11 protein-coding genes are annotated in these 13,366 nt (G+C 62.1%); 7 read left to right on the forward strand and 4 right to left on the reverse strand.

Translation table 11 applies throughout. From position 1 onward, the window contains the following. Positions 1-73: 73 nt before the first annotated feature. Complete coding sequence (locus tag GRI40_RS12150; protein WP_160611814.1) at positions 74-1,453, reverse strand: aldehyde dehydrogenase family protein; 1,380 nt, start codon at positions 1,451-1,453, stop codon at positions 74-76. After that, a complete protein-coding gene (locus GRI40_RS12155) occupies positions 1,450-3,090 on the reverse strand; it encodes an acetolactate synthase large subunit (RefSeq protein WP_160611815.1) in 1,641 nt (546 codons plus the stop codon). Before GRI40_RS12155 ends, GRI40_RS12150 begins: the two co-directional genes overlap by 4 nt. 485 nt (positions 3,091-3,575) lie before the next feature. Between GRI40_RS12155 and GRI40_RS12160 the strand changes: the two genes are divergently transcribed. Continuing rightward, positions 3,576-3,995: a CBS domain-containing protein gene (locus GRI40_RS12160; RefSeq protein WP_160611816.1), complete on the forward strand. Its 420-nt coding sequence runs from the start codon at positions 3,576-3,578 to the stop codon at positions 3,993-3,995. A gap of 156 nt (positions 3,996-4,151) precedes the next feature. Here GRI40_RS12160 and GRI40_RS13930 read toward each other — a convergent pair whose 3' ends face one another. Continuing rightward, positions 4,152-4,823 carry an NAD-dependent epimerase/dehydratase family protein gene (locus tag GRI40_RS13930; protein ID WP_233397225.1) on the reverse strand — a complete coding sequence of 224 codons (672 nt, stop codon included), beginning with the start codon at positions 4,821-4,823 and terminating at the stop codon, positions 4,152-4,154. 463 nt (positions 4,824-5,286) lie between these two features. Between GRI40_RS13930 and GRI40_RS12170 the strand changes: the two genes are divergently transcribed. Beyond that, entirely contained in the window at positions 5,287-7,665 is a 2,379-nt protein-coding gene (locus GRI40_RS12170; RefSeq protein WP_160611817.1) for a heavy metal translocating P-type ATPase, read from the forward strand. Positions 7,666-8,025: 360 nt separating this feature from the next. Continuing rightward, positions 8,026-8,415, forward strand: a complete 390-nt coding sequence (locus GRI40_RS14200) for a four-helix bundle copper-binding protein (protein WP_474104392.1) — start codon at positions 8,026-8,028, stop codon at positions 8,413-8,415. Between the two features lie 607 nt (positions 8,416-9,022). Here GRI40_RS14200 and GRI40_RS12180 read toward each other — a convergent pair. Further along, positions 9,023-9,445 (reverse strand): MerR family transcriptional regulator, encoded by a 423-nt coding sequence (locus tag GRI40_RS12180; RefSeq protein WP_160611819.1) that lies wholly within the window; start codon positions 9,443-9,445, stop codon positions 9,023-9,025. A gap of 47 nt (positions 9,446-9,492) precedes the next feature. Between GRI40_RS12180 and GRI40_RS12185 the strand changes: the two genes are divergently transcribed. The 4 genes from GRI40_RS12185 to GRI40_RS12200 all read left to right on the forward strand — a co-directional run bounded on the left by GRI40_RS12185 (position 9,493) and on the right by GRI40_RS12200 (position 13,010). Continuing rightward, positions 9,493-10,284: a glutaredoxin family protein gene (locus GRI40_RS12185; protein ID WP_160611820.1), complete on the forward strand. Its 792-nt coding sequence runs from the start codon at positions 9,493-9,495 to the stop codon at positions 10,282-10,284. Positions 10,285-10,314: 30 nt separating this feature from the next. After that, positions 10,315-10,722 (forward strand): hypothetical protein, encoded by a 408-nt coding sequence (locus GRI40_RS12190; protein WP_160611821.1) that lies wholly within the window; start codon positions 10,315-10,317, stop codon positions 10,720-10,722. A gap of 48 nt (positions 10,723-10,770) precedes the next feature. Next, positions 10,771-11,121 (forward strand): hypothetical protein, encoded by a 351-nt coding sequence (locus GRI40_RS12195; RefSeq protein ID WP_160611822.1) that lies wholly within the window; start codon positions 10,771-10,773, stop codon positions 11,119-11,121. A gap of 80 nt (positions 11,122-11,201) precedes the next feature. Further along, positions 11,202-13,010 carry a copper resistance system multicopper oxidase gene (locus tag GRI40_RS12200; RefSeq protein WP_160611823.1) on the forward strand — a complete coding sequence of 603 codons (1,809 nt, stop codon included), beginning with the start codon at positions 11,202-11,204 and terminating at the stop codon, positions 13,008-13,010. The last annotated feature ends 356 nt before the right edge of the window (positions 13,011-13,366 follow it).

The raw sequence follows: 13,366 nt of genomic DNA on the forward strand, positions 1-13,366 counted from the left end.
TCAGAGGCCGAAGCTCGCTGAAAGTGATCGAGTTCGGCGGTCTGGTTTGCAGCCGATGTCAACCGAGGCCGGACTATCTCTTCGTGATCACCATCTTTTCCGGGCTCATGTCGGCCATTGTGTATCCGACACCGCCTGTTCCGAGACCGGAATGCCGTCGCCCGGCAAAGGGCATCCAGTCGACCCGGAATGCGGTGTGGTCGTTAACCAGCACGGTGGAACCAGACAGTCGCTCGACGCAACGATCGGCGATCTGTAGCCGTTCGGTAAATACGGCGGCCTGAAAGGAATAAGGCAGCTCGTTCGCCTGGGCAATTGCTGCGTCGATACTGTCGTATCCGTAGACACACACCACGGGTCCGAACACCTCCTCTCGCGAAACCTTGGCGTCGCGGGGCGGATCGACCAGAACGGTGGGATGATAGAGCGTCGGGCCGATGCGCTTCCCGCCTGCGGCCAGTCTGGCACCATTCTCGACGGCGGCAGCGACCCAGGCTTCGACCCGGTCGACCTCGGCAGGGCGGATGAGAGGACCGCACTGCGTTTCCTCTTCAGTCGGATCTCCCACCCTCAGTGCCTCTGCGCCCGCGGCCAGCTCGGCAGCGAAATCCGGCAGTTCGGCGCGCGGAACGAACACCCGCTGGACCGAAACGCAGACCTGGCCAGAATGATAAAAGCCCCCTTTCAGGAGCGACGGAATGACGTTCTCGTGCGAAACACCTTCATCGACGATGACCGGTGCCGCGCCCCCATGTTCCAGCGCCACGCGCGTACCGGGTGCGAGCCTGGAACGAAGCATCCAGCCTACTCTCGCTGACCCGATGAATGAGAAGAACGCTGTTCGCGGATCCGTGACCATTTGCTCGGCGACATCGTTCGTGCAGGGCACGAAGCGGCACCAGTGCTCGTCGAGACCTGCCTCGTAAAGGATTTCTACGAAGCTCTTGCAGGACAGGGGCGTATCCTTGGCCGGCTTCACCAGAACGGGGCACCCGGTCGCCACCGCGGGGCCCACCTGATGGGCGATCAGATTTAGCGGATGATTGAATGCCGAAATCGCGACCACAGGTCCGATCGGCTCCCTGAAGGTGTAGGCTCTGCGGCCTGCGCCTGCCTCGGTCAGGTCCATCGGGATCTGGCGCCCGCCGCTCGCGAACAGTTCATGCACGCAGAGTTCGACGCTCTGAATGGCGCGGCTGGTTTCGGCACGGGCGTCGACAAGCGGTTTCCCGCCCTCGCGTGCGATCTGCATCGCAAGCGTCTCGGCACGCTCGCGCATGAGCGCGCCGGCGCGTTGCAAAATGGCAATCCGCTCATGAACCGGAATCCACGCCCGCCGGTCTTCGTGCAACGCGCGCGCCTCGTCGAGCCAGCGGTCGATCAGCGGCCACTCGACCAGGTCCACGCTGCCGATGCACTCCTGGTCGTAAGGGTTGAGGACCTGCCAGGTCATTGGGGGCATTCCATCGCGCTCAGCTCATCGATCAAAACTTTGCGATTCTCGGAGTAATCTACCGGCAGATCCACGAGGTGAACGCCGCCTCTCTCGAACGCATCGTTCAGGGTCGGAACCAGTGCTTGGCTGCTGTCGATCCGGTGGCCCGTCGCGCCGTAACTTTTCGCGTAAGTGACAAAATCAGGGTTGGCGAAGCTCAGGCCGTATTCGGGAAACCCAAGTTGCTCCTGCTTCCACCGGATCATCCCGTAGGCGGCATCATTCAGGATGAGCACAACCAGGTTGAGGCCAAGCCGGACCGCGGTTTCTACTTCCTGCGAATTCATCATGAACCCGCCGTCGCCGCAAACGGCCAGCACGCGGCGCTCTGGCCAGAGCATCGCCGCCATCATGGCCGAAGACAGCCCGGCTCCCATCGTCGCCAGTGCGTTGTCGAGCAGAATGGTATTGGGCTCATGCGCGATGTAATTGCGGGCGAACCAAATCTTGTAGATGCCATTGTCGAGAGCGACGATGTCGTCCCGCCCCATGACCCGGCGCACATCGGCAACCACGCGCTGCGGTACGATCGGGAACCGTGTATCGTCACTGCCGCGACGGATATGCGCGGCAATTTCTTCGTGCACACCGGCATAAGCGGTCAGGTCGCACGGCTGCTTGCCGCGAAGCCGCTCTCCCAGACGCTCCACCGAACCGGCAATATCGCCGATAACCTCCAGCTGCGGAAAATAGACCTGGTCGACCTCGGCGGCCTTGTAATTGATGTGAATGACGGTTTGGCCGCCGGGCTCCATGAAGAAGGGCGGCTTTTCGACAACGTCATGGCCAATGTTGACGATCAGATCGGCGCGCTCGATGGCGCAATGAACATAGTCGTCCGAAGACAATGCCGCGGTGCCGAGATATAACGGACTCGCTTCATCGAGCACCCCTTTGCCCATCTGGGTGTCGAAGAACGGGAACTGGGTATCGTCGACGAACTTGCGGAGTGCTTTGCAGGCGCTGCGCCGGTTGGCTCCGGCCCCTATCAGAAGGAGCGGGCGTTCGGCGGCCATTATGCGCTCGGCCGCTTCATCTATCGCGGCATCGCCCGCCACGGCATAGTGTCGCGTGTGAGGCGCAACGACCGCTTCGGAAGTCTCTTCCTTCGCAATATCCTCGGGCAACTCCAGCAGGACCGGACCGGGCCGCTCCTCCTGGGCTCTTCTGAAGCCCTCCCGCACAAGTGAAGGGATGCGCTCGCCATTCACGATCTGCTTCGCCATCTTGCATAGAGGGGTGAAGAGCGCGACGACATCGACGATCTGAAACTGGGCCTGTTTCGAGACCTTGATGGGCTTCTGCCCGGTAATGATAACGAGGGGGAAAGCGCCTAGCGCAGCGTAGGCGGCCGGCGTTGTAAGGTTAGTCGCCCCCGGTCCCAACGTCGCCAGACAGACGCCGGGTTTTCCGGTGAGGCGACCATATGTCGCTGCCATGAAACCGGCTCCCTGTTCATGGCGGGTGACGATCAATCTGATCGAAGATGTGCGAAGCGATTCAAGCAAATCCAAATTCTCCTCACCGGGCACGGCAAAGATGTATTCGACACCTTCGGCTTCCAGGGCGGCGACTAGGAGATCGGATGCTTTCATCAGCAAAGTCTTTCTTGCGTTGTTTGTTCGCAGGCCTGCTGCAGTAGCGTTCCGTTGTCTGGCTTGATGGGACACCAGCCACGAGCACAGGGGTAACCTTAACAGGCTCGTGCACCAATTGCGGAGAAGCCGCCATAAGCCGTGCGAGTAGATAACAACGATGCCGTTGGTTCACTGTTCCGCCAACGTCCGAGGACCGCTGCTTTAGCTCACGACTCGGGGCAAACCGCTCTGCTTGCGCCGATCCACGGCAGACGGCCTCTATCTGGTTCTCGACGCAAAGCTCGAGCCGTTGGCCTCCCTTCGATCGCAGCCGAACTCAGGCGCTTCAACGACCCTTATATGGATCTTCGTCCGAATGGCTGCTCGTCGGTCGAAGGCACCATATCATCGGACCGAAAGGAACGAGGGGGCGGGGCCCTGCGTTAAACGAGTGAGCGCGCCATAGCAGCGCAACCATTTGCCAAAGGCCTAGGAGAGATGACGTGGAAATTCGCGAACTGATGACAAAGGATCCGGCATGCTGCAGCCCGTCGGACAGTGTGAAGGAAGCGGCTTCGTTGATGGCAAGCAACGACTGCGGTCAAATTCCCGTGACCAACGCGGAAGGCGAGCTGGTCGGCGTCATTACCGATCGCGACATCGCTTGCCGCTGCGTTGCGGAAGGCAAATCTGCCGAAACTCTAGTCAAAGACATCATGTCCTCTTCACCCATCACAGTGACCATCGATGCCAGCGTTGCTGAATGCTGCAAAAAGATGGAAGACAATCAGGTTCGTCGCCTTCCGGTGGTCGACGATGCGGGCAGGTGCTGCGGGATCGTGTCACAAGCGGATATCGCGCGGCATGCTGGTGAGCATCAGACAGGCGATCTCGTGCGCGAAGTGTCGGAGCCGGCGCAATAATTTGCTTTTGGCGCATATGCTAAAAGCGGCTCCGCTTCGCAATTGAACGCTCGCGCATCTTTGCTGCCTCACGCTATTCAGCGTGAGGCAGCATTGATACCCTAGGCTTTAAGCGGTTCGGCTGGTTCTGGTGCAGATTCGACGGCGGGATTGAGCTTATTTGCTTTTGTACCATTTCTGCGGATCCGCTTTGAGCGCCTTGACGATCTTGGGAAGCGTCTCGCGAAGGGAGCGCTTCGGCCGCCATCCGATGAGCCGCCTAGCCCGATCGTTGGTGACGATGTAATGGGAGCTCGCCTCGTCGATCATCCACTGCTGGACGAACTGCTCGTCTCCAAGCACCTCGTTCTGCAGCCATGCACCGACTTTGGCGACGCCTTTGGGAATCCGGACCGTCGTCCATTCCTTGCCGTGTATTTCGCAATGCACGGTGTCTTGGATCTCGGCGTATCCCACGGCGTCCGACTCCCCGATCAGCAGCGGCAGCTCCGAGGGCAGATCTTTGCGGTGTTCGACGACCCTTGCGAAAGCTTCGGTTAGATCGTCCAGGTGCACCCTGGATTGCGCTGCCCAGAGCATTCCCGCATACAAATGCGCGATTGTCCGGTGTTCGTACACGCCCGCTATCTGCTCGGCCAGGAAAGCGGAGTGGCCCATGTCGTCGTAAACACCGGCGATCCGCAGGAATACTACCGGTATGTGCCGGTGCACCTCACGGAGCAGTTCTTCGGTCTGCAGTTTTGACTGCGAATATGGCCAAGTGGGACCAAGTGGCGACTCCTCGTCGATCCGCTCTTCAAGCCGCGCCGTCGGCTGATGCGCGAGCATGGTGCTTGCGAACACGAACCGCTCGACCTCGAAGACTGGAGTGCCTCCATTAGCCGCTTCGTGCCTTGGACGGTGATTTTCTCGTACAGCGGGTTCGGCTCTCCCGTGATGTCGTAATAGGCAGCAAGGTGGATGACTGAAGCGATCCGGCCGCCGAACTGGTCCCGAACCTTCTTCAACGCGGTTTCCACGCCCTCGTCGGTGCCGAGATCCAAGTCGATTATAGTCGCTGGTTCAGAGGGAGGTGATCCACCAGGACGATCAAGGCCCACGAGAGTGTATTTTCCGGCGAGCTTTCGGATGAAGTAAATCTTGGAAGTCCGAACGGCGGCGGCGCCCGCCGTTCGGGACCTGTTTGGGAAAGAAGTCGGCATGCCAGCGTAGCTCTGAGGGGACGCTGGTTTCGGACCATTCGCAAGAACGTCGAGGCTGGCCATGCTCCGGAACACGCGAGGAAACTTCAATGCAGCAGACAGACGACGAACAAGCTGTCGACACGTCGGCAACGCCCGGCACGGCGATAGATCCGGTCTGCGGCATGGCGGTGGGGATCGACGGCGCGCAGCACATTGCGGAGCACGACGGTGCCCGGCACTATTTCTGTTCGGCTCGATGTAAGGACAAGTTCCTCATCGATCCCGACCTCTATCTCTCCGGCGCGCATCTCGATGCCGTCGAGGAAGTTCCCGAGGGCACGATCTACACCTGCCCGATGCATCCCGAGATTCGCCAGCCCGGACCTGGCTCCTGCCCGATCTGCGGCATGGCGCTCGAGCCGGAAACCGTGAGTCTTGACGAAGGGCCCGATCCCGAACTCGTCCATATGCACCGCCGCTTCTGGTGGAGCGCACTCCTCACTCTGCCGCTGTTCGCCTATGCGATGAGCGACATGGTTCCGGGGCTCAGCTTCGACCAGTTGATCGAGCCTGCCCGGGCGCAATGGTCGCAGTTCGTCCTCGCCTCCCCTGTCGTTCTTTGGGGCGGCTGGCCGTTTTTCGTGCGTGCCTGGCAATCGCTCAAGACGCGCAATCTCAACATGTTCACGCTGATCGGTATCGGCGTCGGCATTGCCTATCTGTTCAGCCTGGTGGCGACGGCGCTGCCGGACCTTTTTCCGCCGGCGTTCCGCGATCATTCGGGCCGGGTGGGCGTGTACTACGAGGCAGCAGCGGTCATCACCACGCTAGTCCTCCTGGGGCAGGTACTGGAGTTGAAGGCACGCGGCTCGACCTCAAGTGCCCTTCGCGCATTGCTCGAACTCGCGCCGCCCTCTGCTGTGAAGATCTTCGGCGAGGGCGAGGAGCGCGAGGTGCCGCTCGATGAGTTGGCCACCGGCGACCGCTTGCGCGTGCGGCCTGGTGACAAGGTCCCGGTCGATGGCGAAATCGAGGAGGGATCGACCGCTATCGACGAGTCGATGGTGAGCGGCGAACCCCTGCCGGTAACAAAGCGCGCGGGCGACACGGTCATCGGCGGAACGGTCAACCAGACAGGGGGCTTCGTCATGCGCGCCACAAACGTCGGCAAGGACACCATGCTGTCCAAGATCGTCCAGATGGTTGCCGAGGCGCAGCGCAGCCGCGCGCCGATTCAACGGCTGGCCGACCAGGTCGCGGGCTGGTTCGTGCCTGCCGTCGTCGTGGTCGCCATTGTCACTTTCGTGGTGTGGGCAATCTGGGGACCTGCACCGGCTTTTGCCTATGCGCTGGTCAACGCCATTGCGGTCCTGATCATTGCCTGCCCCTGTGCGCTGGGACTCGCCACGCCCATGTCGGTGATGACCGGCACCGGCAAGGGCGCGCAACACGGCATCCTGATTCGCAATGCCGAGGCGCTCGAGACGCTCGAGAAGATCGACACGCTGGTGGTCGACAAGACCGGCACGCTGACGATGGGCAAGCCCGATCTGGTGGCGGTCGATCCTGTGCAAGGCATCGATGAAACCGAGTTTCTTGCCGCGGTCGCTGGCGTCGAGATGGGCAGCGAACATCCGCTTGCTCACGCAATTGTCGAGGGCGCGCGGGCACGCGGGGTCCCGCCCGCCAATGCAACGGACCTGGCATCGACTACCGGCGAAGGCGTCGAAGCGACCGTGAATGCTCGCCGGGTGGCGATCGGGAACGAGAAAATGATGCGCCGCGTCGGGATTGACGACGAGACCTGGCTGGGCTCGGCCGAAGCCGGACGCGCGCAGGGGCAAACGGTGATGTTCGTCGCATTCGACGGGCGTCGCGCAGGTCTTATTGCCGTGGCCGACCCGATCAAGCCGACCAGCTCGGCCGCCATCGCTGCACTCCACGCGCGCGGCATCCGCGTGGTCATGCTGACCGGCGACAGTCGCGGAACGGCCGAAGCGGTGGCGCGGGAGATGGCCATTGACGAGGTGCACGCCAACGTCTCGCCCGAAGACAAGCATCGCGAAGTCGAGAGACTGAAGTCCGAGGGGCGCCGCGTCGCGATGGCCGGCGACGGGATCAACGATGCGCCCGCCCTGGCGGCTGCCGATGTCGGCATCGCCATGGGCACCGGCACCGACGTGGCGATCGAGAGCGCAGGCGTCACGCTGGTGCGTGGCGATCTGACTGGAGTGGTACAGGCGATCGTCCTGTCGCGCGCGACCATGCGGAATATCCGGCAGAACCTGTTCTTCGCTTTCGCCTACAACACGCTGGGCATTCCGGTTGCCGCAGGTGTGCTGTTTCCCTTTACCGGCTTGCTGCTGAATCCGATGATCGCGGCGGCGGCGATGAGCCTGTCTTCCGTCTCGGTGATCGGCAACGCACTACGTCTGCGCGGAATGGACCTATCGATTTTCGCAGGCCAGGACGCTGACAGAAACTGAATCTTCGAAACGATCTTCGGCCCACGCCCAGACCCTTTCTCGTGGCCGGCGATCACGCGGGCCGGCATCCCGACCGCACGTTGTCGAGGCCAGCATCTGAGCCCGCATCGAATTGAATGGCATGGATTGAGCGGCCGATTCGAGGTCGATGGTCGACGGGTAGATAACGGCAAGAAGATGCCAAGGGACCCATTCGGCATTCCAAGCGAATTCACGGCACATGCCTTTCCTACCAATCGGTGGCGACGCAGCCTCGCCTTGGCTCATCGCCGCGGAACCTTCCGCTAGCGCTTCCTTTGATGAGCAGGCCCCCTGCCTTTTCCACTCAACAGGAGAGATACGATGCACCACATGCAAGAAATGATCGCCACTCATCCAAGCGTCCAAGGCAATACCAACGAAGCGCTGATCCGCTGCCTTGAGGAATGCTACTCGTGCGCCCAAACATGCATCTCGTGCGCTGACGCCTGCCTCGCGGAAGACATGGTGGACCAGCTTCGCCAGTGCATCCGGCTGAACCAGGATTGCGCTGACCTCTGTATCGCGGCAGGCACAGTTGGGATTCGCCGTACCGGCAGCAATGAGCAGGTCATTGCCGCGGCCATGCAGGCCTGCGCAACTGCCTGCAGGGCCTGCGCAGAAGAATGCGAAAAGCACGCCGAGATGCACCAGCATTGCCGGATCTGCGCAGAGCACTGCCGGCGCTGTGCGGAATCGTGCGACGAGGCGGTTCGGTCGGTTAGCCGGTAATCCACCGTTGCGACCGGCGGGAGCGCTTCAGCGGAGGCGCTCTCTTCGGCAAGTTCAACAAGTCTCGTCTACACCCCAGCCGCAGGCGTTCAGCAGACCGCGGAGCCGCTTGCGACGGTTCTGCTCAGAGCGAACGCCGTCGGCGAAGTTTTTCTCGGACGGCGCTGGGTGATCGTGATCGGACTAAACCGAGCGATGGAGCTGGAAGCGGCTCGTCAGCCGATTCCACGAACTTCTGGGGCAGCGGCTGGAGAAGGTTCGACACAGCGGAGCGCACCCATCCGGCACGGCGAGGAGACGACGAGCCGTAGGTTACACGTGCAGGACACCCAGCGCTCAATTTTCATGCGGCGGCGCGCCCGGCTCGTGGCGGTGGGCAGTATTACCTTGCCCACGAGGTTCTGCCGAATATGCGGCGTATTGCGATGGCCATCAGGACTATCACGCGCGGCGCACCAGCCTCTTTCTCGAAGCTCAAAAGCGGCCTGCACTTACCCTGCTAACCGCGTCAGCAGGGCTCGGTATCCTCTTGCTCCCGAGATGGGGCCGCACCAGTCGACGGATGACCGGTCGTTACCCGTGCATGCGCTTCGCCCGCCGGTGAAAACTACGACGCGTCAATGATCAGCCCGTCAAACGACGCCAGGATCGGACACGGCCCCATGCTGCCATTGCCACACTCTTTGGCCAGCCGCTGGAGAGCGCTTCGCGCTCTTTCGAGCTCCGCCATCTTCGTATCCAGCGCAGTGATTCGACCGAGGGCGAGCTCGCGAGCGCGACTGCGGTCCTGGGTTGAGTCGAGCGCTAGAAGCTCCTTGATTTCCTCGAGAGTGAAGCCAGCCGCCTGCGCCTGCTTGATGAACCGCAAACGGCGCAGATCATCGGCGTCGTATCGGCGGATGCCGGTCTCGCGCGTCGGGGTGCTGAGAAGCCCCCGCCGCTGATAGAAACGGACGGTTTCGACCCCGACGCCGCCGGCAGCGGCCAGCCGACCGATCGTCAGCGAGAATACTTCTTGACTCTGTACCATAGTACGCAACCTATATCGATGCCGACGAGATCACAAGGAGACGTGAAATGTCGGACCCAAGTAAGCATCCGGCGATCGCCAAAGAGGCGATTGTCTATCGGATGGTGATGCCAACTCACACCTGCCCTTATGGGCTCAAGGCTGTTGATCTCCTCCGGCGATCGGGCTTCCGGATCGTCGACCGGCACCTCACCACGCGCGAGCAGACCGATGCGTTCAAGGCGGAGCACGGGGTGCAAACCACGCCTCAAATCTTCATCGGTGGCGAGCGCATCGGCGGCTATGACGATCTGCGCCGCTTTCTCGGCAAGCCCGTCGCCGATCCCAAGGCGACCAGCTATCGCCCCATCATCGCGTTGTTCGCGATGACTGCGCTGATGGCGGGTGCCGCCAGCTACGCCGTGATCGGTAGCCTTTTCACTGTTCGCGCCGCCGAGTGGTTCATCGCCTTTTCGATGATTGTGCTGGCGCTGCTCAAGCTACAGAACATCGAGACGTTCGCGACGATGTTTCTCAACTACGATCTGCTTGCGAAACGATGGGTGCCATACAGCTACGTCTACCCGTTCGCCGAAGGCCTCGCCGGAGTTCTGATGGCGGCTGGAGCGCTGACGTGGCTTTCGGTCCCGGTTGCTCTGTTCATCGCCACGATTGGCGCAGTCTCGGTGTTCAAGGCCGTCTACATCGACAAGCGGGAGTTGAAATGCGCTTGCGTCGGCGGATCGAGCAATGTGCCGCTTGGATTTGTCTCACTCACCGAAAACCTGATGATGATCGGGATGGCGGTCTGGATGGGACTGACCGCGCTCGGATTTTTCCCGGGAACGCACGGTGTGTAGAGGCGAAGTGCTTGCCTGGGAGCAGGATAGATGATTGCAGGTCGCCTGAGGTGGGCCTATCTTGCGCCGATGGTTGCACGACGCCTCCTGCCGTTTCTTGCCATGCTCGCGATCGTGTTCGCGCCGCTGAGCATGCTGGGCGGTCCTGCGGCCATGGCGCAGTCATCCATGAGTGCATCCTCTTCGCATCATGAGCAGTCTGCGGGCGACTCTGCCCATTGTGCCGAAACGAGGGGCGACAATCAGAACGAGGATGACAGTTCTCGCCAAAAAGACTGCCTGTCGGACTGCGCTGTGACCTGTTCGGCGATTCCCCCGCTCGGCAACCTCTTTGCAGACTCCGCGATGCTGCCTGCCGTTGCACACCCGCTGCCTTTGATGGACCGGATGCACGGCCTGAACCCCGAATCCGCCGACCCACCACCCCGAACTGCCTGAGCGTCGAACCAAACTTTTTGTTTTTCGAACGACTCAGGAGTTATTGAGATGAAAATGCTGATTGCAGCGATCGCCATGCTGGTCGCTTCTCCCGCGCTCGCGCAAACCGCACCGGCCATCAATCACGCCGACCACGCAGAACATGCCGCATCAGGGCAGGCCCACGCCGGCCACTCCGATGCTCCTGTTTCCGAACCCCATGCCGGACATGACATGGCCGGCGGCAAGATGGACTGCTGCGAGAAAGCGGCGGACGGAACCATGGCGTGCTGCGCCAAGATGAAGGCGGAAGGCAAGGCCATGCCTTGCTGCGACATGGCGAAAGCCGAGGACACAGCTCCAGCGGCCGATGCCGAAGCCGATCCGCATGCCGGGCATAACATGCCCGCGCAACAGTAGCTGGCGGGGAAGGCGGCGCTCGGCGCTGCCTTCCCGCATTCTGCATCATCTTCCGCTCTGCAGAGCGACAAGGAACTACAATGAGCCAATTGATTCACAGGCGCGCCCTCCTGCGCGGCGGCGCCATCGGTGTGGCCGGACTTGGCGCATCCCATCTCTTTCCCGCCTGGGCGCAGACCGGGAGCCACGGGCTGGCTGCCAAGGCATCGCCGACGATCACGGGCGAGGACATTCGGCTGACGGTTGCCGAGAGCGCCTTCCAGGTTGATGGCCGCACGGGACATGCCATCACGATCAACGGGACGATACCGGCTCCCCTGATCAGACTGCGCGAAGGCCAGAACGTCCGGATCGTGGTCGACAACCGGCTCGACGAGGATACCTCGATCCACTGGCACGGGCTGATCGTGCCCTTCCAGATGGACGGCGTACCGGGTGTCAGCTTCCCCGGCATCGGGGCGCGCTCCACCTTCACCTATGAATTCCCGCTCCGCCAGTCGGGCACCTACTGGTATCACAGCCACTCAGGGCTCCAGGAGCAGCTCGGCCATTACGGGCCGATGATCATCGATCCTGCAGGCAGTGATCCAGTGGCCTACGACCGCGAGCATGTCATTGTGCTGTCGGACTGGAGCTTCATGCACCCGCATCGGATCTTCTCGCGCATGAAGGCCGAAGGCGGCTTCTTCAATCGCCAGAAGGAAACGCTGCTCGATCAGCGCAGCGAGACCTTGAGCGCCGAGGATCGTCTGATGTTCGCGCGGATGCGGATGGACCCGAGCGACATCTCGGACGTGACCGAGGCCGCTTACACGCTGCTGATCAACGGCCACAGTCCGGACGAGAACTGGACTGGAATCTTTCGGCCCGGCGAGCGGGTGCGGCTGAGGATCATCAACGCGGCGGCGCAGACGACGTTCAACTTCCGTATTCCCGGGCTCCCGATGACGTTCGTGGCCACGGACGGCATCAACATGCGCCCGGTGGAAGTCGACGAAGTGCAGATCGGCAACGCCGAGACCTACGACTTCATCGTCGAGCCACGCGATCATGCCTATACCATCGTGGCCGAGAGCATCGACCGGTCCGGCATGGCCCGGGCGACACTCGCGCCGCGCATGGGCATGGTCGCCGCGGTCCCCCCGTTGCGGGAACGTCCCACGCTGAACATGACCGACATGGGCATGGGCGGCATGGATCATGGAAGCATGGATCATGGCGCGGCGCCGGCCGCGCCGGGAGCCATGGACCATTCCGCAATGGGGCATGGCACGCCTGCCGCTTCCGGCGTGGCGGCCGGGGCTGGTTCGATGGCGGGCATGGATCACTCCAGCATGGACATGCGGGATGCGTCGCAAGTGGATTTCCCCGTGGGTGTGGGCGTCGACATGATCGCGCCCAATCCTGTCGATCGCACCGGTCACCCCGGCATCGGATTGGAGAATGTCGGGCACCGCGTCCTCACCTACAGCGACATGGCGTCGCTCACTCCCAATCGGGATACACGCACGCCGACGCGGCGCATCGACATTCATCTTACTGGCAACATGGAACGGTTCATGTGGTCGATGGACGGCGAGCAGCTGAGCGAAAATCCAGAGCCTTACCGTTTCGCCCGCAACGAGCGTGCTCGTCTCAGGCTCATCAACGACACGATGATGACCCACCCCATGCACCTGCACGGGCACTTCTTCGAGATCGTCAACGGCCAGGGGGCCAGCCAGCCGCTCAAGCACACGGTGAAGGTTATGCCCGGCGGTTTCGTCGACCTCGATCTCACGGCTGATGCGCCTGGTGACTGGGCTTTTCACTGCCATCTTCTCTACCACATGCACGCCGGCATGATGCGCGTCGTGACGGTCCGCCCGCTTGATGGAGGCGCAGCATGAAGCGCGCGATCCTCCTGCTGCTGGCGTCTGCGATCGCCAGCCCCGCGCTCGCCCAGCATAGCGGCCATGCTCAGGCTTCGCCTCCACCCGCTTCCGCGCCGGCGGCGACTTGCACGCCTGAACATGCTGCGATGGGCCACTGCATGATAGCTGCAGCCGCAGCGCAGCCCTCCGAGCCGTCGCCGTCCTGCACAGCCGAGCACGCCGCGATGGGACACTGCACCATGGCGCCTTCAACTTCGGCGCCAGCGCCAGTGCCAGCGCCAGCACCGGCCACTGCAGGCTGCACCGCCGAGCACGCGGCAATGGGGCACTGCCAGATGCCGGCAGCGCAGCCCGTCGCCGCGCCTTCGCCT

Origin of the sequence: Tsuneonella aeria (assembly GCF_009827495.1) — a bacterium.
In the GTDB taxonomy this organism is placed as follows: domain Bacteria; phylum Pseudomonadota; class Alphaproteobacteria; order Sphingomonadales; family Sphingomonadaceae; genus Tsuneonella; species Tsuneonella aeria.

Excerpts from the sequence above, each read along its gene's own strand:
- GRI40_RS12170 (WP_160611817.1), top strand. The coding sequence starts at position 5,287 with ATGCAGCAGACAGACGACGAACAAGCTGTCGACACGTCGGCAACGCCC.
- GRI40_RS12180 (WP_160611819.1), bottom strand. The coding sequence starts at position 9,445 with ATGGTACAGAGTCAAGAAGTATTCTCGCTGACGATCGGTCGGCTGGCC.
- GRI40_RS14200 (WP_474104392.1), top strand. The coding sequence starts at position 8,026 with ATGATCGCCACTCATCCAAGCGTCCAAGGCAATACCAACGAAGCGCTG.
- GRI40_RS12200 (WP_160611823.1), top strand. The coding sequence starts at position 11,202 with ATGAGCCAATTGATTCACAGGCGCGCCCTCCTGCGCGGCGGCGCCATC.
- GRI40_RS13930 (WP_233397225.1), bottom strand. The coding sequence starts at position 4,823 with ATGCTCGCGCATCAGCCGACGGCGCGGCTTGAAGAGCGGATCGACGAG.
- GRI40_RS12185 (WP_160611820.1), top strand. The coding sequence starts at position 9,493 with ATGTCGGACCCAAGTAAGCATCCGGCGATCGCCAAAGAGGCGATTGTC.
- GRI40_RS12150 (WP_160611814.1), bottom strand. The coding sequence starts at position 1,453 with ATGACCTGGCAGGTCCTCAACCCTTACGACCAGGAGTGCATCGGCAGC.
- GRI40_RS12155 (WP_160611815.1), bottom strand. The coding sequence starts at position 3,090 with ATGAAAGCATCCGATCTCCTAGTCGCCGCCCTGGAAGCCGAAGGTGTC.
- GRI40_RS12190 (WP_160611821.1), top strand. The coding sequence starts at position 10,315 with ATGATTGCAGGTCGCCTGAGGTGGGCCTATCTTGCGCCGATGGTTGCA.
- GRI40_RS12195 (WP_160611822.1), top strand. The coding sequence starts at position 10,771 with ATGAAAATGCTGATTGCAGCGATCGCCATGCTGGTCGCTTCTCCCGCG.